This window comes from Nocardia sp. Marseille-Q1738 (genome assembly GCF_965283145.1).
Window position 1 is genome coordinate 1,818,312 of the sequence record NZ_CBDIMS010000001.1, and the last position, 22,518, is coordinate 1,840,829.

The 22,518-nt window shown below is 66.8% G+C and carries 23 protein-coding genes; 15 read left to right on the forward strand and 8 right to left on the reverse strand.

Features of this window, described 5'->3' with window-relative positions; genetic code table 11:
• Window positions 1-12: 12 nt before the first annotated feature.
• The 3 genes from fdxA to pruA all read left to right on the forward strand — a co-directional run bounded on the left by fdxA (window position 13) and on the right by pruA (window position 3,180).
• Window positions 13-336, forward strand: coding sequence for a ferredoxin (gene fdxA / locus ACWPXK_RS08115; RefSeq protein ID WP_014987978.1), 324 nt, complete (start codon window positions 13-15; stop codon window positions 334-336).
• 8 nt (window positions 337-344) lie between these two features.
• On the forward strand, window positions 345-1,454 hold the full coding sequence (gene dapC, locus ACWPXK_RS08120; protein WP_454195487.1) for a succinyldiaminopimelate transaminase: 1,110 nt from the start codon (window positions 345-347) through the stop codon (window positions 1,452-1,454).
• Window positions 1,455-1,545: 91 nt separating this feature from the next.
• Entirely contained in the window at window positions 1,546-3,180 is a 1,635-nt protein-coding gene (gene pruA / locus ACWPXK_RS08125; RefSeq protein ID WP_454195342.1) for an L-glutamate gamma-semialdehyde dehydrogenase, read from the forward strand.
• Between the two features lie 33 nt (window positions 3,181-3,213).
• Here the strand turns inward: pruA and ACWPXK_RS08130 are convergent, their stop codons facing one another.
• Window positions 3,214-4,077 (reverse strand): oxygenase MpaB family protein, encoded by an 864-nt coding sequence (locus ACWPXK_RS08130; protein WP_454195343.1) that lies wholly within the window; start codon window positions 4,075-4,077, stop codon window positions 3,214-3,216.
• A 167-nt stretch (window positions 4,078-4,244) separates the two neighbouring features.
• On the opposite strand from ACWPXK_RS08130, the gene ACWPXK_RS08135 reads away from it, so the two are divergent.
• The gene (locus tag ACWPXK_RS08135) at window positions 4,245-4,877 is read left to right on the forward strand and encodes a TetR/AcrR family transcriptional regulator (RefSeq protein ID WP_454195344.1); all 633 of its coding nucleotides are present in this window, start codon (window positions 4,245-4,247) and stop codon (window positions 4,875-4,877) included.
• A 20-nt stretch (window positions 4,878-4,897) separates the two neighbouring features.
• On the opposite strand, the gene ACWPXK_RS08140 is transcribed toward ACWPXK_RS08135, so the two are convergent.
• Both ACWPXK_RS08140 and ACWPXK_RS08145 read right to left on the reverse strand, forming a co-directional pair.
• Complete coding sequence (locus tag ACWPXK_RS08140) at window positions 4,898-5,647, reverse strand: hypothetical protein (RefSeq protein ID WP_454195345.1); 750 nt, start codon at window positions 5,645-5,647, stop codon at window positions 4,898-4,900.
• An 83-nt stretch (window positions 5,648-5,730) separates the two neighbouring features.
• A complete protein-coding gene (locus ACWPXK_RS08145) occupies window positions 5,731-6,582 on the reverse strand; it encodes an oxygenase MpaB family protein (RefSeq protein ID WP_454195346.1) in 852 nt (283 codons plus the stop codon).
• Between the two features lie 127 nt (window positions 6,583-6,709).
• Between ACWPXK_RS08145 and ACWPXK_RS08150 the strand changes: the two genes are divergently transcribed.
• Together ACWPXK_RS08150 and ACWPXK_RS08155 are read left to right on the forward strand one after the other, a co-directional pair.
• Entirely contained in the window at window positions 6,710-8,128 is a 1,419-nt protein-coding gene (locus ACWPXK_RS08150) for an acyl-CoA synthetase (protein WP_454195347.1), read from the forward strand.
• 49 nt (window positions 8,129-8,177) lie between these two features.
• Window positions 8,178-8,570, forward strand: coding sequence for a PPOX class F420-dependent oxidoreductase (locus tag ACWPXK_RS08155; RefSeq protein WP_454195348.1), 393 nt, complete (start codon window positions 8,178-8,180; stop codon window positions 8,568-8,570).
• 47 nt (window positions 8,571-8,617) lie between these two features.
• Here the strand turns inward: ACWPXK_RS08155 and ACWPXK_RS08160 are convergent, their stop codons facing one another.
• Window positions 8,618-11,374 carry an FHA domain-containing protein gene (locus ACWPXK_RS08160; protein ID WP_454195349.1) on the reverse strand — a complete coding sequence of 919 codons (2,757 nt, stop codon included), beginning with the start codon at window positions 11,372-11,374 and terminating at the stop codon, window positions 8,618-8,620.
• 141 nt (window positions 11,375-11,515) lie between these two features.
• Between ACWPXK_RS08160 and ACWPXK_RS08165 the strand changes: the two genes are divergently transcribed.
• Window positions 11,516-12,439, forward strand: a complete 924-nt coding sequence (locus ACWPXK_RS08165) for a DMT family transporter (protein WP_454195350.1) — start codon at window positions 11,516-11,518, stop codon at window positions 12,437-12,439.
• 95 nt (window positions 12,440-12,534) lie between these two features.
• Here ACWPXK_RS08165 and ACWPXK_RS08170 read toward each other — a convergent pair whose 3' ends face one another.
• Together ACWPXK_RS08170 and ACWPXK_RS08175 are read right to left on the reverse strand one after the other, a co-directional pair.
• Window positions 12,535-12,666: a hypothetical protein gene (locus tag ACWPXK_RS08170; protein ID WP_454195351.1), complete on the reverse strand. Its 132-nt coding sequence runs from the start codon at window positions 12,664-12,666 to the stop codon at window positions 12,535-12,537.
• Between the two features lie 184 nt (window positions 12,667-12,850).
• Window positions 12,851-14,056 carry an IS110 family transposase gene (locus ACWPXK_RS08175; RefSeq protein WP_454194879.1) on the reverse strand — a complete coding sequence of 402 codons (1,206 nt, stop codon included), beginning with the start codon at window positions 14,054-14,056 and terminating at the stop codon, window positions 12,851-12,853.
• A gap of 822 nt (window positions 14,057-14,878) precedes the next feature.
• On the opposite strand from ACWPXK_RS08175, the gene ACWPXK_RS08180 reads away from it, so the two are divergent.
• From ACWPXK_RS08180 to ACWPXK_RS08195, 4 genes are all read left to right on the forward strand, one after another.
• Window positions 14,879-15,421: a DUF6879 family protein gene (locus ACWPXK_RS08180; RefSeq protein WP_454195352.1), complete on the forward strand. Its 543-nt coding sequence runs from the start codon at window positions 14,879-14,881 to the stop codon at window positions 15,419-15,421.
• Complete coding sequence (locus tag ACWPXK_RS08185) at window positions 15,418-16,257, forward strand: helix-turn-helix domain-containing protein (RefSeq protein ID WP_454195353.1); 840 nt, start codon at window positions 15,418-15,420, stop codon at window positions 16,255-16,257. The genes ACWPXK_RS08180 and ACWPXK_RS08185 overlap by 4 nt, the downstream gene beginning before the upstream one ends.
• Window positions 16,258-16,321: 64 nt before the next feature.
• A complete protein-coding gene (locus ACWPXK_RS08190; RefSeq protein ID WP_454195354.1) occupies window positions 16,322-16,687 on the forward strand; it encodes a hypothetical protein in 366 nt (121 codons plus the stop codon).
• A 26-nt stretch (window positions 16,688-16,713) separates the two neighbouring features.
• A complete protein-coding gene (locus tag ACWPXK_RS08195) occupies window positions 16,714-17,232 on the forward strand; it encodes a hypothetical protein (RefSeq protein ID WP_454195355.1) in 519 nt (172 codons plus the stop codon).
• A 105-nt stretch (window positions 17,233-17,337) separates the two neighbouring features.
• Here ACWPXK_RS08195 and dapD read toward each other — a convergent pair whose 3' ends face one another.
• Window positions 17,338-18,285 carry a 2,3,4,5-tetrahydropyridine-2,6-dicarboxylate N-succinyltransferase gene (gene dapD / locus ACWPXK_RS08200; RefSeq protein ID WP_454195356.1) on the reverse strand — a complete coding sequence of 316 codons (948 nt, stop codon included), beginning with the start codon at window positions 18,283-18,285 and terminating at the stop codon, window positions 17,338-17,340.
• Between the two features lie 71 nt (window positions 18,286-18,356).
• Complete coding sequence (locus ACWPXK_RS08205; protein WP_454195357.1) at window positions 18,357-18,812, reverse strand: MarR family winged helix-turn-helix transcriptional regulator; 456 nt, start codon at window positions 18,810-18,812, stop codon at window positions 18,357-18,359.
• An 87-nt stretch (window positions 18,813-18,899) separates the two neighbouring features.
• On the opposite strand from ACWPXK_RS08205, the gene ACWPXK_RS08210 reads away from it, so the two are divergent.
• The 4 genes from ACWPXK_RS08210 (at window position 18,900) to ACWPXK_RS08225 (ending at window position 22,506) form a co-directional block, all read left to right on the forward strand.
• Window positions 18,900-19,847: a quinone oxidoreductase family protein gene (locus ACWPXK_RS08210; protein ID WP_454195358.1), complete on the forward strand. Its 948-nt coding sequence runs from the start codon at window positions 18,900-18,902 to the stop codon at window positions 19,845-19,847.
• A 79-nt stretch (window positions 19,848-19,926) separates the two neighbouring features.
• Window positions 19,927-21,030: a succinyl-diaminopimelate desuccinylase gene (gene dapE, locus ACWPXK_RS08215; RefSeq protein WP_454195359.1), complete on the forward strand. Its 1,104-nt coding sequence runs from the start codon at window positions 19,927-19,929 to the stop codon at window positions 21,028-21,030.
• 112 nt (window positions 21,031-21,142) lie between these two features.
• Entirely contained in the window at window positions 21,143-21,952 is an 810-nt protein-coding gene (locus ACWPXK_RS08220; protein ID WP_454195360.1) for an LOG family protein, read from the forward strand.
• On the forward strand, window positions 21,946-22,506 hold the full coding sequence (locus ACWPXK_RS08225) for an LOG family protein (RefSeq protein ID WP_454195361.1): 561 nt from the start codon (window positions 21,946-21,948) through the stop codon (window positions 22,504-22,506). Before ACWPXK_RS08220 ends, ACWPXK_RS08225 begins: the two co-directional genes overlap by 7 nt.
• Window positions 22,507-22,518 lie beyond the last annotated feature (12 nt).

Consider the following 22,518-nt stretch of genomic DNA (forward strand, 5'->3'; position numbering starts at 1 on the left):
AGGAGAGCGGCAGTGCCGTACATCATCGCTGAACCGTGCGTTGACGTGAAGGACAAGGCATGCATCGAGGAATGCCCCGTGGACTGCATCTACGAGGGTGGTCGCATGCTGTACATCCATCCCGACGAGTGCGTGGACTGTGGTGCATGTGAGCCGGTGTGCCCGGTGGAGGCGATCTTCTACGAAGACGACACCCCGGACCAATGGAGCGGATACGTCAACGCCAACGTCGATTTCTTCGACGAGCTGGGCTCGCCCGGCGGCGCCACGAAGGTCGGCAAGGTCGACTACGACCCGCCGTTCATCAAGGAACTGCCGCCGATGGCGAGCGAGTGAGATCTGACGTGTCACCGCGTGGCCGGGTCAGCGGTCAGCTGCCCGATTTTCCCTGGGACACCATCGCTTCGGTGAAGGTGAGGGCGGCCGCTCATCCCGGCGGGATCGTCGATCTGTCCGTCGGCACCCCCGTCGATCCGGTTGCTCCGGTGATCCGGGCGGCATTGAACTCGGTCGCCGAGGTGCCCGGATACCCGACCACGCACGGCACCCCCGAGCTCCGCGCGGCCGCGGTCGACGCGCTGAAGCGGCGCTACGGGATCACCGGTCTCGATCCGGCGGCCGTGCTGCCCGCGATCGGCACCAAGGAACTGATCGCCGGGCTTCCCCGGCTGCTCGGTCTCGGCCCCGGCGACTTGGTGGTCGTCCCCGAGGTCGCCTACCCCACCTACGAGGTCGGCGCGCTGCTGGCGGGCGCGCAGGTGCTGCGCGCCGACGGGCTGACCCGGCTCGGTCCGCAGACGCCCGCGCTGATCTACGTGAACTCGCCGTCCAACCCGACCGGTCGAGTACTCGGCGTCGATCATCTGCGCAAGGTGGTGGCTTTCGCGCGCGAACGTGGCGCGATCGTCGCCTCCGACGAGTGCTACCTGGGACTGGCCTGGGAGGGCCGCGCGGTCTCGCTGCTCGACCCCGAGGTGTGCGACGGCGACCACACCAACCTGCTCGCGCTGCATTCGCTGTCCAAGACCTCCAACCTGGCCAGCTACCGCGCGGGATTCGTGGCGGGCGACCCGGCTCTGGTGGCCGAGCTGCTCGAGGTACGCAAGCACGCGGGCATGATGGTGCCCTTCCCGATCCAGGCCGCGATGACGGCCGCGTTGAGCGACGACGCACACGAGGCGCAGCAGCGCGAGCGCTACCGGGCACGCCGCGAAGTGCTGCGAAAGGCTTTGCTGGAGGCCGGTTTCCGCATCGATCACTCGGAGGCGGGCCTGTATCTGTGGTCGACGCGCGGCGAGCCGTGCCGTACCACGCTGGACTGGCTGGCCGACCGCGGCATCCTCGCCGCTCCCGGCGACTTCTACGGCCCCGCCGCAGGCGAGCACGTGCGGATCGCGCTGACCGCGACCGACGAGCGCATCGCCGCGGCGGCCGAACGCCTCACCGTGGGCTGAGGGCCGGGGGCGGATCGCGGGACATGGCAGGCCGGTGGAAACCGGTGTGTCGGCGGCCGCGCGCGTCGGGCCGAGAGAGCTAGCCTGGGGTATGGACGCTGTCACGGTTGTCCCCACGCCGAGCAATGAGCCGGTGCATACCTACGCGCCGGGCAGCCCGGAACGGGAACTATTGCTCGGCAAACTGGCCGAGCTGTCCGCCGAGCAGGTCGACGTGCCGCTGGTGATCGGCGGCAAGCACCGGCCGGGCATCGGCGAACGACACGACATCGTCGCGCCGCATCGGCACCGACAGGTGCTGGGGACCTACACCGACACCACGCACTCGGAAGCACACGGAGCCATCGACGCCGCGATGGCGGCCGCACCCGGCTGGCGGGCCCTGCCGTTCGAGGAACGCGCCGCGGTGTTGTTGCGCGCGGCCGACCTGCTGGCCGGCCCTTGGCGGGAAACCGTCGCCGCGGCCACCATGCTCGGGCAGTCGAAATCGGCCCAGCAGGCGGAGATCGATGCGCCGTGCGAACTGGTCGACTTCTGGCGGTTCAACGTGTCCTTCGCGCGCGGCATCTTGGCGCAGCAGCCGCAATCCAGCGCTGGAATGTGGAACCGGATGGACTACCGGCCGCTCGAGGGATTCGTCTACGCCATCAGCCCGTTCAATTTCACCGCGATCGCCGGTAACCTGCCGACCGCTCCCGCGCTGATGGGCAACACCGTGGTGTGGAAGCCGTCGCCCACCCAGACCCTGTCTGCCTTCTACACCATGCGATTGCTGGAGGCGGCGGGCCTGCCACCCGGCGTGATCAACATGGTCACCGGAGACGGGGTGCAGCTGTCGGAGGTGGCGCTGACCGATCCGCGGTTGGCCGGTATCCACTTCACCGGTTCGGCCGAGACGTTCCAGTATCTCTGGCGGCAAGTCGGCGCGAATATCGGCCGCTACCACGGCTATCCGCGTCTGGTCGGGGAGACCGGCGGCAAGGACTTCATCGTCGCGCACCCTTCCGCCGATCCGGACGCGCTGCGTACCGCCCTGATTCGCGGCGCCTACGAGTATCAAGGCCAGAAGTGCTCGGCGGCCTCCCGCGCCTATATCGCGCGATCGGTGTGGCGCGCGATGGGCGATGACTTCCTGCACGTCACCGAACAGCTGAGTTATGGCGACGTCGCGGATCTGTCGAATTTCGGTGGGGCGCTGATCGATCGGCGGGCGTTCGACAAGAATGTGGCGGCCATCCAGCGCGCTAGGGATGCCGGTCTCACCATTCCGGTCGGTGGCAGCTACGACGACAGCGAAGGCTGGTTCGTCCGGCCGACCGTGTTCCTGACCGACAACCCGCACGACGAATCGTTCGCCACCGAGTACTTCGGACCGATTCTGTCGGTGTACGTCTACGACGACGCCGAACCCGGCGCGTACAGCGCGATTCTGGCCGAGGTCGAGTCCGCCGCGCCCTACGCGCTTACCGGCGCGGTGTTCGCGCAGGATCGGAACGCGATCGAACAGGCCGACGCCGCACTGCGATTCGCGGCGGGCAACTTCTACGTCAACGACAAGCCGACCGGTGCTGTTGTTGGCCAGCAGCCCTTCGGGGGCGCCCGCGCCTCCGGCACCGACGACAAGGCGGGCTCGCCGCTGAACTTGCTGCGCTGGGTCGCGCCGCGCACGATCAAGGAGACCTTCGTTCCGTCGGTCGAATACCGCTACCCGCACATGGATACGTGATACGCGCCGCGGCGGCGGGCCATACCTGACCAGCTAGACCAGCGGCTTCCGCAGACGCATCCGGATGCGCAGGTCGAGCAGATACGCATTGAGCGGGAACATCCGTACCGGCCGCGGCAGCCGGGTGTGCACCGCCGCGATGGCCCGCAGCAGCCGATCGAAGCGACGCTGATCGCGCTCGCTCCAGGTCATGCCCATCTCGTCGCGCAGGTGCTGGGGCAGCAGTCCGGTGACGACGAACCGCTGCAGCCTGGCGAAGACCAGCTGCACCGGACGCGGCATCATCTTCAGATCGATCAGATCCTCGAAGTAGTCCCGCAGGGCCGGTTCGATAGCGCGCTGCTTCAGGTTCTCATCCCAATACCGCTGGAATTCCGCACGATTCGCGGGCCACATCTCCGGCCGCATCTGCAGCGTGGTGCCCAGGCGTGCGGCGTAGTGATAGAAGGCGTCCGCGGTGGCGGGGTCCATCGGGCCGTGCATCCGGGTGTAGAGATCGTCGATGCCCCAGTACAGGCAGGCGGCCACCCACAGTTGCAGGTTCGGGTCGAAGGCGTTGTATTTCACCGGGCTCGCCGCGGTCGAGCGCACCGGGCGGTGGGAGACGTTGACCGCCGCACGGTAGGCGGCGCGTTCGTCGTCCGAGCCCAGGAGCGCGACCGCGATGTAGGTCAGTGTGGTGCGCAGCCGCTTGAGCGGGTGCAGGGTGACCTTGCCGCTGTCGACGGTGCTCTCCAGAACGCCGCGGCCCACCGGACGCAGGCTCAGTTGCAGGATGACGTTGGCGGTTCCGCCGAGGAACGCGGCGATTCCGTCCAGGTATTCCGCGACGGTCTCCGGGGTCAGTATCAGGTCCGGATCCGGCTCGTGCTCGGTGGTGCCCAGCGGCGCGGTCATCGTTGACCTCGTCTTTCGGTATCCGCCCGACCCACGGCCGAGCAATGAGAAGATTATGTCCTCACTTTCTCATTATCTTGATGGGCCTGTCAATCGACGCGGATCTGTCGTGATGGTATGCGATGCTGGAAGTGTCATTGTTTCGCCGACGCGGAGAGGGTGGAGGCATGGCCACGCTGACCAGACTGCTGCCGCTGGTGCGCGGTGCGGCCCCGGAGGACCGCAATCAGGCCCGTGTACTGGACGCGGCGCTGGTGGCGTTCTTGGACTTCGGCATCAAACGCACCAGCATGGTGGAGGTCGCGCGCCGCTGCGGGCTGTCGCTGGCCACCCTCTATCGCCGCTTCGCCAGCAAGTCCGATCTGATCAAAGCCGTCGGACTGCGCCAGACCCGGGAGTTCATCGAGGAAGTCGACGCCGCGCTGCAACGGCAGGTCGACCGGGACGCGAGCGCCGAGGATCAGATCGTCGAGCTGTTCGCTGCGTTCATCACCGGCCTGCGCGGAAACCAGCTGATCCACCGGCTGCTGGCGACCGAGCCCGAACTCGTGCTGCCCTACCTCACCACCGAAGGTGCCCCCGTCATCGAACTCGGGCGGGACTACCTCGCCGAGTTCATCACGCGGCTGCAGCGGGAGGGCAAGCTGCCGGAATACGACCCGGAACCGTTGGCCGAGATGATCGCCCGCACAGCGCTTTCGCTCGCGCTGACCCCGCAGACGGTGATCCCGCTCGGCGACGACGCCGCGATCCGGCAGTTCGCGCGCGACCACGTGGTGGTGTCGTTCCGGGTGCCGTAGTGGCCGGGACGATCGGCCGCTCAGCGGACGAGCGGGAGGCCGGTGAGCATCGCCTGGAGCATGGCGAGGACGTCGTCGGTCTGTTCGGCCGCGGTGCCGCGGGTGTGCGCCGTCACCGCGAAGCCGTTGCCAAAGGACGCCGAGGCTACCTCGGACTCACCGAAATCCGACCAGCCCCACTTGGTGCCGAGCACGAACGGCCAGCGCGCCGTGCCCCAATCCTGTTCGGTGCCGTCCTGGGCCGTCGAGCCCGCGGCCGCCATCCACTCGAAGATGGGCGATCCGGGGTCCTGGCGCAGTTTGGCGGCGAGGAAGTCGGACACGTCCGCCACGCTCGTCGCCCCGGCGCCCCAGCTGGGGCCGGGGACCGTCTCGGTGAGGCCGTATTCCGCGGCGATCGCGGCGACTGCCTGCGGATACTTGGCCTCCATCAGGCTCGCCGCCCCGTCGTCGGAGTAGCGGATCATTCGCTCGGCCAAGTCGCGGTCCTCGGCCGATCTGTCGCCGTGTCGCAGGGCGTAGTCGGCCATGAAGAGCTTGGCCAGCGACAGGCTCGAGCGCGACTCGTGTTCGTTGGCGGTGCCCCATCCGAGGCCGAAGGTGGTGCGCACGGAGATCGCGGTGCGCGGCGGCACGGCGGCGACCTCGTCGGTCTCGACGGGTTCGGCGCCCGCGACCGGCGCGAACAGTGCCAGGCACGCTCCCGCGACGAGCGCGGTCGCCGTCATTCGGTAGCCCATCGTCTCCTCCTGGCTCGCTGGGGTGCGCATCGGTCGGACAACACTGCGACGGACGGAATCGGACTGTCCGAGGTGCGATTGCCCAGAGATTGCCAGGTGAAACGAGATTTGCGTCAGACCAGCCGCAGGCCGAGCCGCCGCCGGATGCGCATATCCAGCAGATAGGCGTTGAACGGGAAGACGCGGATCGGCCGCGGCAGCCTGGCCTCCGCGGCGCCGACTGCGCGCAGAAGGTAGCCGAGCGCGCGTTCGTCGCGTTCGGTCCAGGTCAGGCCCATTTCGTCGCGCAAGTGCCGAGGCAGCAGACCCGTGACGAAGAAGCGATGCAGGCGGGCGAACGCCAGTTGCGCCGGGCGCGGCAGCATGCGCAGGTCGATCAGGTCATAGAAATAGGCGCGAACGGTCGGGTCGATGCTGGTCTCGGCGAGGTTCGCGGCCCAGTACTCGTCGAAGGCGCGCCGGTCGGCGGGCCACATCGTTTCGGGCATTTGCAGCGTGGTGCCCAGCCTGGCGCCGAGCCGGTAGAAGGCATCGGCGGTCGCCTCGTCCATCGGGCCGTGCATCCGCTCGTACAGATCCTTCGCACCCCAGTGCAGGCAGGCCGCGACCCACAGTTGCAGATCGGGGTCGAAGGCGTTGTAGCGCACCGGACTCGACGCGGTCGAATGGACCGGGCGATGCGAGACGTTGACCGCCTCCCGGTAGGCGGCGCGCTCCTCGTCGGTGCCGAGCATCGCCACGGACAGGTAGGTCAGGGTAGTGCGCAACCGTTTGACCGGGTGCAGCATGACCTTCCCGCTGTCGACGGTGCTCTCCACCACGCCGTATCCGACCGGCGGCGCGCTCAGCTGCATGATGACGTTCGCGGTGCCGCCGAGAAATCCGGCGATGCCATCGATGTACTGCCCGATGTCGAAGGAGTCCGGCGATTCGGGCCGATGCGTCGAGCGAAGTGGCCTGGTCATCGTTGACCTCGCAGTGCTGAGAAGGCTATGCAACAACTTTCTCACCGCATCAGCGGGGTGTCAACGACGCGGGTGCTCGGCCGGATGTCGCCGCGGCGCCGGGGAACCGACGAAGTAGCGTGGTCGAATGCCGTTCGTCCCGCCGCTGCTGCTCAGTTCGCTGAACCCGCTCGCCGTCGCAGGCGGAGCGGACATCCCCGACGCCGTCACGATCGACGGGATGACCCTCTCGCGCAGCGACCTGCTCGGCGCCGCCACCTCGGTGGCCGAACGTGTCGCCCGCGCGGAGCGGGTGGCGGTGCTGGCCGAACCGACCGTGGAGACCGTCCTCGCGGTGGTCGGCTGCCTGATCGCGGGCGTCACGGTGGTGCCGGTGCCGCCGGACTCCGGAACCGCGGAGCGGGCGCATATCCTCGCCGACTCGGGCGCGCAGGCGTGGCTGGGGAAGGCTCCGGAGGGCAGCGAGCTGCCGCGGGTGCCGGTGCGGCGGCACGCCAGGTCGTGGCACACCTATCCCGAACCTGATCCCGCCACAACGGCTTTCGTGTTGTACACCTCGGGTACCACGGGTCTGCCGAAGGGTGTCGTGCTGAGTCGCGGTGCGATCGCGGCCGGTCTGGACGCGCTCGCCGATGCATGGGCGTGGACCGCGAACGACGTTCTGGTACATGGGCTTCCGCTGTTCCACGTACACGGGCTGATCCTCGGCGTGCTGGGCCCGCTGCGCGTGGGCAGTCCGCTGATCCACACCGGTAAACCAACGCCTCAGGCATACGCGGCGGCCAAGGGTTCGCTGTACTTCGGCGTGCCCACCGTGTGGTCGCGGGTGGTCGACGACCCCGATGCGGCAAAGCAATTGGCCGACGCCCGGCTCCTGGTTTCTGGCAGCGCACCGCTGCCGGTCCCGGTGTTCGAGCGGCTGCGTGAGCTGACCGGGCACGCACCGATCGAGCGTTACGGCATGAGCGAAACCATGATCACCCTGTCCACCCGCGCCGATGGCGACCGCAGGCCGGGCTGGGTCGGCACGCCCGTACGCGGTGTGCAAACCCGGCTCAGGGACGAGTCCGGCGCCCCGGTCCCACACGACGGAGAGAGCATCGGCGGTCTCGAGGTGCTCGGCCCGATGCTTTTCGACGGCTACCTGAACCGTCCGGAGGCGACCGCGGAGTGCTGGACCGAGGACGGCTGGTTCCGGACCGGTGACGTGGCCGTCATCGACCCAGTCGGCTTCCACCGCATCGTCGGCCGGGAATCGGTGGACCTGATCAAGTCCGGCGGCTACCGCGTGGGCGCGGGCGAGGTCGAGACGGTGCTGCTCGGCCACCCCGCGGTCGCGGAGGCGGCGGTGGTCGGCCTCCCCGACGACGACCTCGGCCAGCGCATCACCGCCTTCGTCGTCCTGCGCGGCGCGGCCACCGAGCGCGCCTTGATCGACCATGTCGCCCAACAGCTTTCGGTGCACAAACGTCCTCGCGAGATCCGCGTGGTGGACGCCTTGCCGCGCAACGCCATGGGGAAGGTCCAGAAGAAATTGCTGAGCTGAGAGGTCGATCGTTTGACCTCGAGTTAGGTCAAGGTTCTACGGTCGCCACATGACCTCCAACCTGACCCCCGAACAGATCGACTACCTGCACACCCAGCGCCTCGGCCGCCTGGCCACCGTCCGCCCCGACGGCACACCGCAGAACAACCCGGTCGGCTTCCACTACAACGCCGACCTCGGCACCATCGACATCGCGGGCTGGAACATGGGCGCCTCCCGAAAGTTCCGCAACCTCGCCACCAATGACCACGTCGCATTCGTCGTCGACGACATCGCCTCCGTCCAACCCTGGCGCGTCCGCTGCCTGGAAATCCGCGGCACCGCCGAAGCGCTCACCGACGTCGACCCCTACATTTCCGGCGTCTCCCGCGAAATGATCCGCATCCGCCCGGACCGGATCATCGCCTTCGGCTTGGCAGGTGAGGACCCCGACAACGCCTGACCGGTCCAATAGACGTTGAGCGGGCCTTCAAAAACCACCGTCGCGGCTCAAAGCCTCGCGCGGCGAGCACCGCGGCGCCGTGGGCGCAGCTGGTACAGGCGGTACCAGGCCAGTGCGAGGAAGATGACCCCTAGACCGGCCACGACTCCCATGTCGACCAACCACGTGCCGAGAGTGTGTCTCCACAGTGGGTCGGCTGCGCCCGTGTGCGGTGAGAGGGTGTCGAGGTCGAGGGTGGCGGCTGCCGCGCCGTAGCCCCAACGGGACGGCGATAGGTAGGACAGTTGGTCCAGGACGGGTGTGCCGGGGAGCCGCACCAGGCCTCCGGTGAGCACCAGTTGCGCCATCGACAGCACTATCAGCAGCGGCAGCGTCTTCTCCGAGGTGTCCACCATGACCGACACCAGCAAGCCAAGTGCCAGCGATGTGATGCCGAGCAGCGCCATCGCCAGGATCAGCTCCAGCTCGACCGACGTGAATATCCCTTTCGCCGGCATGCTCTCACCAATGGTGCCGATGAAGAACAGCAGCGCCGCCTGCACAGTGGTGATCACGCCGAGGACCAGCAGTTTCGATATCAGATAGACCCCAGCCGACAGGCCCGCCGCGCGTTCTCTGCGGTAGATCGTCTGCTCCTTGACGATCTCACGAATCGAGTTGCCGGTGCCGATGAAGCATGCGGCGAAGATCAGAATCATGAGTTTGGTCGGGGCATCGGTGTTGGTTCCCGGCGTCCCGGCGAAACCCTCGCCCGTCGGTATCGCGGCGATCAAGCCACCGAGAAGCAGGGGCATCACGCCGAGCAGCACCAGATAACTGCGGTCCGAGGCGATCACCGCCAGATATCGCCGGCACAGCGTACTGAGCTGGCTGAGCTTGGATTGCGGCGCGGGCGGCGGCGCGGGTGGGCGCACTTCCGCCGGGCCGACATCGTCGGTCAGCCCGACCGCCACGTACTGCTCGAAGCGTGACGAAGCCCGGAACTCACCGGCCCAGTCGCGGTCGGGGTCGCGATCGAATGCCTGGAAAACCTCGGCCCAGCTGCGTTGCGCGAAATGCTGCAATCCCTCCGCGGGCGGCCCGTAATAGGCCAGCCGCCCGCCGGGCACCAGAACCAGCAAGCGGTCACAGGAATCGAGATTCGCGACGCTGTGCGTGACGACGATGACGGTCCGCCCGTCATGCGCCAGTTCGGACAGCATTTCCATGACCGTTTTGTCCAGGCCAGGATCGAGGCCGGAGGTCGGTTCGTCGAGGAACAACATGGACGGCTTGGTCAGCAACTCCAGCGCGACGCTCACGCGTTTGCGCTGCCCGCCGGAGAGCCTATCGATGCGGGTATCGGCGTGCCGCGCCAAACCGAGCTCCTCGAGGACCTCGTCGACCCGCTGCTCCCGCTCCTCGCTGAGTGTGTCACCGGGGAAGCGCAGTTCGGCCGCGTAGAGCAGGGCGCGCCGCGTCGGAAGCTGGCTGTGCAGGATGTCCTCCTGCGGGACCAGCCCGATCCGATGCCGGAGCTCGTCGTAATCGGTGTACAGGTCGCGTCCGTCGTAACGGACCGTCCCCTCCGTCGCGGGCCGCAACCCGGTGACCGCGCCGAGCAGTGTCGACTTGCCCGCCCCACTGGGCCCGATGACGCCGACGAGCGAGCGCTCCGGGATGGGGAAGCTCACCTCGTCGAGGATTACCTTGCCTTCCGGTGTACGCACGATGAGGTTCTGCACCGAGACCGACACGTCGCCGGTGTCGACGAACTCGCGCAGCTCGTCGCCGATGAGCCGGAACGTGGTGTGCCCCATGCCGATCAAGTCGGATTCGGAGAGGTCTGCGCCGTCGACCCGGGCGCCGTTGACGTAGGTGCCGTTGTGGCTGCCGAGGTCGACGATCCGGTACCGGCCCGCGCCGATCACCTGCAGTTCGGCGTGATGGCGGGAAACCATGAGATCGGACACGACGATGTCGTTGTCGGCGCCGCGCCCGATCCGAAGCGTGCCCGATGTGATCCGGACGACCGCGCCGGGGTGTGCCGCCGCGGAGGACGATCGCGAAACACGCCGGGGCAGGCCCGGATGGAACTTGGTGACCGTTGCCTCATCGTCGAGGTCGTAGCCGGGATCGGGGACGACCATCGTGTCTCCGCCGACCTCGTCGGCGGACTCGTGACCGGGGGGTTCTTCCACCGAGCAGGCCAACTGCTCACCGTCCACGGCGTGACCGAGCTGGAACGTCTCGTCGTGGTCGATCACCATTCGCTCGACCCGGTGCCCCTCGAAAAAGGTCCCGTTGAGGCTGCCCGCGTCCTCGATTTCCCAACCGCCCGAACCCTGCTCCAGAACGGCGTGCAACGAGGATACTCGCGGATCGCTCACAACAATGTCGGCTTCCGGATCGCGACCGACATTATATGCGCCGCCAGCGCGTAGCCGATAGACCCGTTCCCTCGTCTGCACCACAAGGACAGGTGCATCGATAAATTCGGTGTCGGACGGTTTATCCGCCATAGCGCGAGTATACGACCGTGCCGCACTGTCGCCGCAATAGTCAGCTACCCGCAATCCGTCGCGGTGTCCGCTTGCTGCCCGCCTCGGGCTCTCGACTTCACCAGGGCTGACCTGCGTAAATGTACCGGGCGAGCAGAAAGGCAGCCACATCCGGCCCCGTGTGATCCGGCAGCGGAGCCGCTGAGCGGGCCACCACGCCGAAGGAAGGAAATTCGGGCGAAATTCGCAATTCGAACCCGATCGGGCCGACGCGGCGGCTGGACGCAAGATCGAGGCCGAATATTTTCCAATTTGTGTTTCCATGGTGCACCGAATTCTGTTATTTTCCCTCATTTTGTGCCGACAACGGGGATGCCGATGTAGACCTTCTTCCAATTCCCCGGTAGAACCCCTGTTATGTGCCGTACACGCGGCCGGATGATCGCACCGGAGTATTCTGCGGGAGTGTCGTCCTCACAGGTCGCCGTCGTTTTCGCCCTCAGCGCGGCCGTGTGTATAGCGCTCGGGGCGGCGTTCCGTCAGCGTGCCGCCGCACGAACGGCCGACGCGCCCGACTCGCTCGGGGCCATGGGTGGTCTGCTCCGCACCTCCGAATGGTGGCTGGGGACGCTCGTAGGCGTCGGTGGATTCGCCTTCCAGGCGGCCGCCTTGGGTAGGGGAGCGCTGATGCTCGTGCAGCCCCTGCTGGTGCTGTCGCTGCTGTTCGTGCTGCCGCTGGGCGCGTGGCTCAACGGGCACTCGGTATCGGCCGGCGATTGGGGATGGGCGCTGACGCTGACCACCGGTATCGCGATTCTGGTGGTGGTCGGCGACCCTCGGCCCGGCCAGCCGCACGCCGAGGCGTTGCACTGGGTGATCGTGGGGCTCATCTTCGTTCCCTTGTTCACCGCCGCGCTGCTCGGTGCCCGTGCCTGGCCGGGGCCACGGCGGGCGGTACTGCTCGGCCTGATCTCCGGTGCGCTGTTCGGACTCGCCGCCGTGCTCGTCAAGGGCGTGATGGCAACCGCAGGGCGGGGCGTGAACGCGGTGCTCGTCTCGGCCGAGACCTACGCGCTGGTTGTCGTCGGCCTGTCCGCCACGGTGCTGCAACAGTACTCGTATCGGTCCGGAAGCCTGCATGCATCGTTCCCGGCGGCGACGGTCGTCGAACCGGTGGTGGTCGGCGCCCTTGGATTCCTGGCGCTCGGCGAGTACCTGGATGTGGATGTCGAGCTGGTCGCGCTGCTGGTGGGCGCGCTCGCGACGGTGGTCGTCGCGACGATCGCGCTCGCGCGCAGCAAAAGCGCCGACGCAGCCCTGGCACCCGGCCCGCCGGGCCAAGCGCCACCGTGGGACGTATCGCATCGGTTCCGCAGCGACAGCTCGTAGTGGTGGAGCACCACCGCCATCACTTCGGCGAACGCCTCCGCACTGGTGTCTCGGTGTGAAAAGCCCTCCTTCACAGCGATATCGGCCGATATCGCTCAGTATTCCCGTGACGTGTCCGGCTTCATGCGGCCTGCCTCGATCAGCGTTTGCCGTGCTGCTGCCTTGCGCGGGCAGTCCTGCACGCGGCATTCCCGGTGGCGCTGCATGGTGGCGTGCGCTTCGGGCACGCTGAGTGGGTGGTCGGGTGCCTCGTGTGGCCAACCCTGTGGCCATAGCCCGATGTCGGCGGGCCGCGCATCTTCGGCCTGGATACGTCGGCGCTCGGCGCGCCACTCGGCCTGTACGCGGTCGATGATCGCCTGCGGGGACGTTTCGTCCGGCTCAGCTTCCCTCCGCTCTCTAATGCGTTTGTCAAGCGGCGGTGGTGGAGTTGGTTGCTGGTTTGTAGGGCTGGCGGTTGCGGAGGATGGCGTGTAGGACGTTGACGCGTCGGCGAGCGAGTGCGATGACGGCTTGGTGGTGGAGTTTGCCTTCGGCTCTTTTGCGTTGGTAATAGGTTTTGCTGGCGTTGTCGTGCCGGACGGCGATGAACGCTGATTGGTAGAAGACTCGTTTGAGGACTCTGTCGCCAGTGGTGGCGCGTTGCAGGTAACGGACCTTGCCGGATTGTTTGAGTACCGGTGCCAGTCCGGCTGCGGCGGCGAGCTGATCACCGGTGGCGAACCTGTCGACACCGCCGGTGATGGCGAGGAACTCTGCTGTGAGCGTGGCCCCCATCCCGGGCAGGCTGCGGATGAGGGCCGCGTCAGGGTGATCTCGCAAGACCGCCTCGATACGTGCATCGATGGTCTTGAGTTGCTCACGTCCGTTCAATGCTTCGGCGGCCAGGCCGCGGATCAGATCGGCGGCCACGGATTCGCCTTGGACAGCGATTGTTTGGGCTTGTGCGGCGGTGATGGCGGCGGTGGCCAGTGCCTGGATGGTGGTCTCTTTGACGTTGCCTGTTCTGCGCAGGTGTGCCAGCAGGCGGTTATGCCCGGCGGCCCTGATCTCGGCGGGGGTGACGTAGCGAGTCAGCAGGTGCAGTCCGGTCTTGGTGGTTGGGTCCACGACGCTTTCGAGGCCGGGGTGAATCGAGGTCAGCATGTCCCGCAACCGGGTCGCGCGGCGGGTTTGATCGGCGACGATCTCGCTGCGCCGACCGACCAGCAGTCGCAGTTCGATGTCGGGTTCGCGCCCAGTGGTGACCGAGCGCAGGTCGTCACGGACGCGGACCTGGTCGGCGATCACGGCGGCGTCTTTGGGATCGCTCTTGTTCTCACCTCCGGTGGTGGCTCGCCGGGCCCTGTTGACCGCCAGCCCAGGCACGTGTACCACCGAGATCTCCGCATCCAGCAGCATCGCCTCGACCAGGCCGGCGATACCACCCAAGATGTCGATCCCCACTGTCGCCGGACCATGCTTGCTTTGCGCACCACGGATTTCATCGATCAGGTCGGCGATCTCGGCCGCGGTGTTGTCGACCTTATGAGAGGCCAGCAGCTTCCCGGTCTCGGCGACCTTCACAGCGGCCCAGTGGACCTCTTTCGCTATATCGATACCCACGGCAATAGTCATAGACGGCACACCCTTCTCCCAGTAGCGATCCCTGTCCTGTGCAGCCACTTCCCGCCGTCTCGGCCCTCCATAGCGATTCGACGTCGCATTCTCTAATCAGCGGTCGAGAAGAAGCAGCGGGACAGGGGGCGCAGCGGCGGTGGCCATCCCAGGGCAACCAATTGAAAACCATCCCTGCCCCGCTCGCACACCCGATCATTCCGGACGACCGGGGTACATCAGAAAGGTAGGACCAGTTGAACCCCATCGCACTGCCTTCCCCTGCCTGGTCTTTGGAGCGTCCCCAGGCCGGGTAGTGCGTGTGTCCCTGCCGGTCCCGTGCTGCCCTCGAGTGGAGGACCGATCGAAACCCATCCGGCCTCAGGTCGCCGGGCCCGACGCTAGAAGTCCGGTAGCGCTGCTCGGGAGATTCTTGCGTTAGATTGCAGTAGCAGCCGAGAATCGTTGATCTGAACGGGAAATAGGCGCGACGATCGATGGTGCAACGCAAGCCCTCGCGTCAGGACAAAACCATGAAGCTTCGAATGCTGGGTGGCCCCAGCGGAAACGGCAACTCGCCCACCTTGTGGGCCACCGATCATGGCACCGCTGTCGTCCAAGGCTGGGAGATCCCCGGCTGCGCCGACACGGTAGAGATCCCGCACCGTCTACTTTCGTTTCTCGAGCCAGGAACGTGGCTGGACACGCCGCTATCGGATTCCGGCGGCGGATGCTTCCGACTGTCCGGGCGGCGTGTCACCGACGCTGAAGCTCTCGCTCAACTGAATTTGCCCGACCATGAGGTTGCCGTGGAAGTGCGCCTAGCGGCAGAGAGGACTCCTCATGCAACTGGTCACCACTGATCCGTTCCCGCCATTGTTCGCTCGTGCCAAACGGCGCGCCTTCCATTGCGAGACAAGGGATTCGTACCTGGTCGATGACGAGGTGGAATCGTTGCGCCGATTCTTGGCAGGCGAGCCGCCATTGCCGCCGCCGGATACCTGGCAGGACTGGCGGGCCTTGATGACCGAGACAACCGGGCGCGGCGTAGCCGTGCAGCGGGTGCGGGTGGTGACGGTACCGCACAGTGACTACGTCAGCTGGCTGCTGTACACCACAGCAAACGGTGACCTCGGACTGCACGAGGACATCCGGTGGTTGCCGCGCCATCTTGCCGCGTCGTTGCCGGTGCCGCTGGACGACTGGTGGCTGTTCGATGACGATTTGCTCGCCTACAACGTCAACGACGCTGACGGTGCAGCGGTGGGGGTTGCGGTCACCGAAGATCCACTCGCCATATCGGCCTACGGGCCGGTACGAGACCAGTTGTGGGACGCGGCGATACCGCACCAGGATTACATCCGTAGCGAGTACACCCAGGCGTGAGCGGTGTACGGGAAGCACGCGAGAACCTAGGTACTCGCCTGCGTGAACTCCGAAAGGACGCCAGCCTCAACGGTCAGCAACTCGCCGACCGTTGTGGCTGGCATCCTTCGAAGGTGTCGAGGATCGAGCACGGCAGGCAGACACCCACCGAAAATGACATCCGAGACTGGTGTGCCGCGACCGATGCCACACTCCAAATCCCCGACCTGATCGCCTCTGTTCGCAACATCAACGCGGCCTACCTCGAGTGGAAACGCATCCTCGCAAACGGGCACACGCGGCGCCAGCAGCAGGCGATCGAGTGGGAAGCCGGTACCCGGCTTCAGCGCTGGTACGAAACCGAACTGGTGCCCGGGCTTCTCCAAACCCGCCGATACGCTGAGGCTGTCTTGCGGGCCTGCATCGCTATGGTCGACGGACCCGACGACTTGGCCGCCGCCGTGGATACCCGCATGGCTCGTAAGGCCGTGCTGTCCGAGGGAGTGCACCGGTTCAGCTTCCTACTTGCCGAGCAATGCCTGTACACCACTGTTGGCGACGATGATGTGATGGCCGAGCAGCTGACCGCACTGCTCGGGCTCGACAACCCGCGAGTTGTACTCGGCGTCATTCCCCGGGATGCCGCATTCCGCTATCCGGCGACAAATTTCGTGATCTTCGACCGGCGCATGGTTCAAGTCGAGACGGTTGCCGCCGAGCTGACCGTTACTCAACCACGCGAACTCGACTTGTACGAGAAGACCTTTCAGGCACTCAGCGCCGGAGCGATGCGCGGAGAGGCAGCCCGCGCACTGATCACAACCGCATTGCAGCGGCGCACGCCCACTCCAGGCTGATGCGAAGCCCTGGATCATTCTGTCGGCGATCGCGCATCGACACCATCCTGAACGCGAGGCCATCTTGACCACTCTCGCCGAGAACATGGTCGACGCGGCCAACCGCGATATGTACATTGACCTGATAATGGCCGTTCTCCCGAAGGCGGCCCGGCACTTCTTGGAGAGCCTCATGCCGACCACCGGAACGCACAAGTACAGAAGCGAGTTCGCCCGGCATTACTACTCCGAAGGCAAAGCGGAGGGCCAAGCGGAGGGTGAGGTCCTTGGTGAGGCCAAAGCGCTGCTGCGGGTGTTGCGCAATCGTGGCATCACCGTGCCCGAGCCGACCGAGACTCGGGTCCGAGAGTGCACTGATCAGATCCAGATCGAGACCTGGCTCGACCGTGCCTTGACCGCCCGCGACCTCGACGAAGTCTTCAGCGAGTAAGCGCCCACTGTCTCGGAGGGGGCAGGGTGAACACCGACGTCGGACCATCGCGACACCCAAGCATCGAATCGTTCTATACCGAGGGTGAGATACGAGGATTCGAACGCTGGAAGGCTCACGGCGCAGCCGCTGCACTACTGGCGGTCCTGGACGAACGTGGTATCTCTGTGTCCGACTGGGGCGCAGCGCGGATCAATGCGTGCATCGATCCCGACGTGCTTCTCACCTGGGCCAGACGAGCAGTCAACGGACAGTCCCTGAACGAGATTCTCGCTGATCAACTCCCTGACTCCGACAGGACGCCTACAGCCGATGGCTGCTGCTACCGCAGCGGCTTCGCGCGACGTCACTACCTCGACGGCTATGCCAGCGGGCTGACCAAGGTGTTGCTCGCGCTTCTGAAAGAACGCGATATCGATCTCTCCCCTAGGCAACTCCGCTGCATCATGGGCACTACCGATACAGACCAGATCAACACTTGGATAGACCGCGCCGTCACCGCCGACAGTCTCGATGAGATCTTCGCGCAGCACCCGAAGCCGTAGTACACACACTCCAGCAAGCGGACAGCCAACCGCGCACTGCGCGTTGCCGGGCGACGCTGCTGACCTGGCAGACAGGTCCCCGTTGCCCGGCAGCCGCGGGCGAACTCAGTCGTTCGCGTGCAGGTCGGCGTTGAGTTCGATGCCGGTGCCCTTGCGGGGGACGACCTCGACCGCGCCGGTGGTGGAGTTGCGGCGGAACAGGAGGTTGTCGCGGCCGGACAGTTCGGCGGCCTTGACCACGGTGCCGTCTGGGGTGGCGACCTTGGTGCCCGCGGTCAGGTAGAGGCCCGCCTCGACGACGCAGTCGTTGCCGAGCGGGATGCCGAGGCCGGAGTTCGCGCCGAGCAGGGACCGCTCGCCGATGGAGATCACCGTGGTGCCGCCGCCGGACAGCGTGCCCATGATGGACGCGCCGCCGCCGATGTCGGAGCCGTCGCCGACCACGACGCCCGCGGAGATGCGGCCCTCGACCATGGACGCGCCGAGGGTGCCCGCGTTGAAGTTCACGAAGCCCTCGTGCATGACGGTGGTCCCGGAGGCCAGGTGCGCGCCGAGGCGGACGCGGTCGGCGTCGCCGATGCGGACGCCGGAGGGCAGCACGTAGTCGACCATGCGCGGGAACTTATCGACGCTGTAGACCGTGACCGGGCCGCGGGCGCGCAGCTTGGCGCGGGTGGCCTCGAAGCCCTCCACCGCGGCGGGGCCGTGGTTGGTCCACACCACGTTGGTCAGCAGGCCGAACTGGCCCTCCAGGCTCACCTCGTGCGGCTTGACCAGGCGATGCGAGAGCAGGTGCAGGCGCAGGTAGACGTCGTGCGCGTCGACCGGTGCGGCGGCCAGGTCGGCGATCGTGGTGCGCACCGCGATCACGTCGACCCCGCGCGCGTCGTCGAAGCCGAGCAGCGCCGCGTACTCGGCGGGCGCGTCGTCCAGTCGCTTGGTGCCGCTCTCGGAGAACTCGCCCAGCTGCGGGTTCGGGTACCACGTGTCCAGCACGGTCCCGTCCGCGGTCACATTGGCGATACCGACTGCTGCTGCTCCCTGGATGCTCACGTCACTAGAGGTTACCCACCCGCGTCGAACGGGCGTGCGGCTGCTCCGGTCCGCATGCTCTCGACGGATGGTCAGTCGGTCTTGGGTGTGGGCGTCTGCTCGATGAGGGTGGCGGTGGCTCGGTCGAGGAATTCGCAGAACAGTTTGTGCTCCTCGGGGGTGAAGCGGTCGGTGAGGGCGCGTTCGAGCACGATGACTTCCTGGTAGGCGCGCTCGAGCAGGTCGCGGCCTGCTGGGGTGAGGCTGGCGATCATGACTTTGGCATGCACGGGGGACGGATTCCGGTCGATCAGTTCCTTGTTCTGCATCCCGGCCAGGACGGTGGCCATGCTCTGCTGGGTGACCCCACAGGCGCGGGCTAGTTGAGCGCCGGACATGTCGTCCTCGCGCGACAGGATCAGCAGCACCGTGTACTGGGTCATGGTCAGCCCGTAGGCGCGCAGCACGGTCTCGTGATGGCCCATCAGCGCCTGTTCGGCGCGACGGATCCGGCTGCATACGTACTCCTCCACAGGCACATCGGTCATGTCACAACCTTCTAAGTTGACTCAGCTAGCTGATAATGGTTGAGTTCCTGTATCAGGATACTGAGTCAAGACAAAGGGTTGTATGTAATGAAGGCTGTTGTTCTGGACACCGACGATCAGTTCCGCATCTCGGAGATGGCCGAACCCGTGGCCGGTCCGGGCGAGGTCGCGATCCGGGTCTCGTACGCGGGCGTCCAGTACGGCGACGTGCTGGTGCGTGCGGGTCACTTCCCGATCCCGCGCCCCTTCGTGCCGGGTTTCGAAGCCGCCGGTGAAATCGTCGCGGTCGGTGACGGTGTGGACGAGGCGCGGATCGGTGAGCAGGTCACCGCGCTGATCGGCGGGGGCGGTTACGCCGAAGTGGTGACTGCGCCGGAGGTGCTGACGATCAACGCCGCTGGAGTCGGCCTGCGCGATGCCGCCGGGTTCGGGTGGGTGGCACCGACCGCCTACGACCTGATCAACACCGTCGCCAGGGTGCGGGACGGGGACAGTGTGCTGATCCATGCCGCCGCCGGTGGTGTCGGCTCGCTGGCCGTGCAGTTCGCCGCCGCCGCCGGTGCGGAGCGGATCGTCGGGGTGGTCGGTGACGCCGGTCAGGTCGACTACGCCCGCCGTTTCGGCTACCACGACGTGCTGCTTCGGGAGCAGTTTCCCGATGCCATCGGGGAGGAGAGGTTCGACGTGATTCTGGATCCGATCGGCGGCTCCACCCGCGTCGCGAATCTGGCGCGGTTGGCTCCGCACGGCCGAATCGCGATCTACGGCAATATCGCCACCTTCGACCCGGTCACCGTGTCGGCCAACGACCTGCTGATGCAGGGTCAGTCGCTGATGACCTACAACAGCAACCTGGCCGCCCAGACCCACCCGGAGCGGTTGGCCGATAGCGCCGCCCAGGCCATGGCGATGGTTGCCGATGGATCGGTGTGCATAGACATCACCGCCGAATACGCCCTCGCCGACGTCGAGACCGCGATCGCGAACCTGGCCGCGGGAGCGACCCGCGGCAAGAGCATCGTCCGCATCGGGTGACTCGCCGATCCGGCGGAGACCGCCCGGCCTCGCCATGTGGTGACGGGCGCGGCCAGGCGACCGCCGTAGGGTGAAGGGCGTGACCATCGACCTGCATGCCGACCCGATCACGCTGACCGCCGCGCTTGTCGACATACCGAGCGTTTCGCTGGGTGAGGTGGCCATCGCGGACGTGGTGGAGCGGGCGTTGCGGGAGCAGACGGTGGGGTTCGAGGTGCTGCGGCACGGGAACGTGGTGCTGGCGCGCACGAATCGCGGGCTGCCGACCCGGGTGATCCTGGCCGGGCACCTGGACACCGTGCCGATCGCCGACAACGTGCCCGGACGCTTCGGCGTGAACCCGCTGGGCGAGCAGGTGCTATTCGGCTGCGGCTCGGTGGACATGAAATCCGGCGACGCGGTGTTCCTGCACCTGGCCGCGACGGTCGCCGATCCGGTGCACGATCTGACCCTGATCTTCTACGACGGCGAGGAGATCGCCGCGGAATTCAACGGGCTCGGCCACATCGAGCGTGACCTGCCCGACTGGCTCACCGGCGATCTCGCGGTGCTCGGCGAACCGTCCGCCGGGTGGATCGAAGCGGGTTGCCAAGGCACGCTGCGGGTTCGGCTGGGCACCTCGGGCGTGCGGGCGCATTCGGCGCGAGCCTGGCTGGGCGACAACGCGATTCACCGATTGGCTCCGATCCTGCAACGGCTGGCCGACTACCGTGCGCGTGAGGTTGACATCGACGGCTGCGTCTATCGCGAGGGGCTGTCCGCGGTCCGCGTCGCGGGCGGTGTGGCGGGCAATGTGGTGCCGGACGTCGCCGAGCTGGACGTCAACTTCCGTTTCGCCCCCGACCGCAGCGTGGAGCGAGCGATCGAGCACGTGCGCGAGGTCTTCGACGGGCTCGAGCTCTCCTTCGACGTGACCGACTCCGCACCCGGCGCGCTGCCCGGGCTGTCCGCCCCGGCCGCCAAGGACCTCATCGCCTCGGTGCAGCGGCACGGTGGCGGCGGTGTGCGCGCCAAGTACGGCTGGACCGACGTCTCCCGGTTCGCCGCCCGCGGCATCCCCGCCGTCAACTTCGGTCCCGGCGACCCCAACCTCGCGCACAAGCGTGACGAGCACGTCCCGGTGGACCAGATCACCGCCGTCACCGCCATGCTGCGCAACTACCTGACCGGCACCGCGGGGTAGCCGAACGCGCAGATTGCGGATGCGTCTCGCCATCGCTGCGCCCGGCTGAACGCCGGACGACTTCTCACGTCCAGCCAGTGTGTGATCGCTTCCGGACGGTAGCGTAGAACGCATGTCCACCGACGCCGCCGACCCTGAGATCACCACCAAGCCGAAGTCGACAGCGAAGTTCCGGGGGCCGATCATGTTCCGCCGCGACCGCAAAGACGGCCTCGGCACCGCCGACCGGAATCTGCTGGACCAGCGCGGCGACACGGACTGGGTACACACCGACCCCTGGCGCGTGCTGCGCATCCAAGCCGAGTTCGTCGAGGGATTCGGCGCGCTCGCGGAGGTGCCCCGCGCGGTGACCGTCTTCGGTTCCGCGCGCACGTCGGTCGACCATCCCGAATACCAGGCGGGCCGGGCGATCGGCGCCGCGCTGGCGCGGGCCGGTTTCGCGGTGATCACCGGCGGCGGGCCCGGCGCGATGGAGGCGGCCAACCGCGGCGCCTGCGAGGCGGGCGGCTACTCCATCGGCCTCGGCATCGAGTTGCCGTTCGAGCAGAGCCTCAACGAGTGGGTGGATCTGGGCATCAACTTCCGCTATTTCTTCGTCCGCAAGACGATGTTCGTGAAGTACTCCCAGGCGTTCATCTGCCTGCCCGGCGGTTTCGGCACGCTCGACGAGTTGTTCGAGGCGCTGACTCTGGTGCAGACCCGCAAGATCACCCGGTTCCCGATCATCCTGTTCGGCAGCAGGTACTGGGCCGGACTGGTCGACTGGCTGCGGGATTCACTCGGTGGCTCCGGCAAGATCTCGCCCGGTGACCTCGGCCTGCTGCACGTGACCGACAGTGTCGAGGAGGTCGTGAGCATCATCCAGGCCAACGTGGAAGCAGGCGGCGCCGAGGACGCGATCGGTACGGAGGACGAATGGTGAACGGCCAGCCCTTCGCCGTCTGCGTCTACTGCTCGGCGAGCACCACCGACCCGGACCACCTCTCGCTGGCCGCCCGGGTAGGCACCGAAATCGCCCGGCGCGGCTGGCAATTGGTGTCCGGCGGCGGTCACGTCTCGATGATGGGCGCGGTGGCCACCGCGGCACGCGCCGGTGGTGCGAAGACCATCGGCGTCATCCCGAAACACCTGGTGCACCGCGAGGTCGCGGACGTCGACGCCGACGAACTCGTGGTCACCGACACGATGCGCCAGCGCAAGCAGGTGATGGAGGACCGCGCCGACGCCTTCCTCACCCTGCCCGGGGGCATCGGCACGCTGGAGGAGTTCTTCGAGACGTGGACCGGTGGCTATCTGGGACAGCATGAGAAGCCGGTTATTGTGCTGGATCCCAATGGATTCTTTCGCGGCTTGTTCTCCTGGCTGGATGAGTTGTACGACCGACAGTTCGTGCCCCAGACAGCGATGTCCCGGATTACGGTGGTGACCGATCTCCCGTCCGCGTTCGCGGCACTGGAGGCGCCGCGTACCGCTTGACGAGGAGAACTG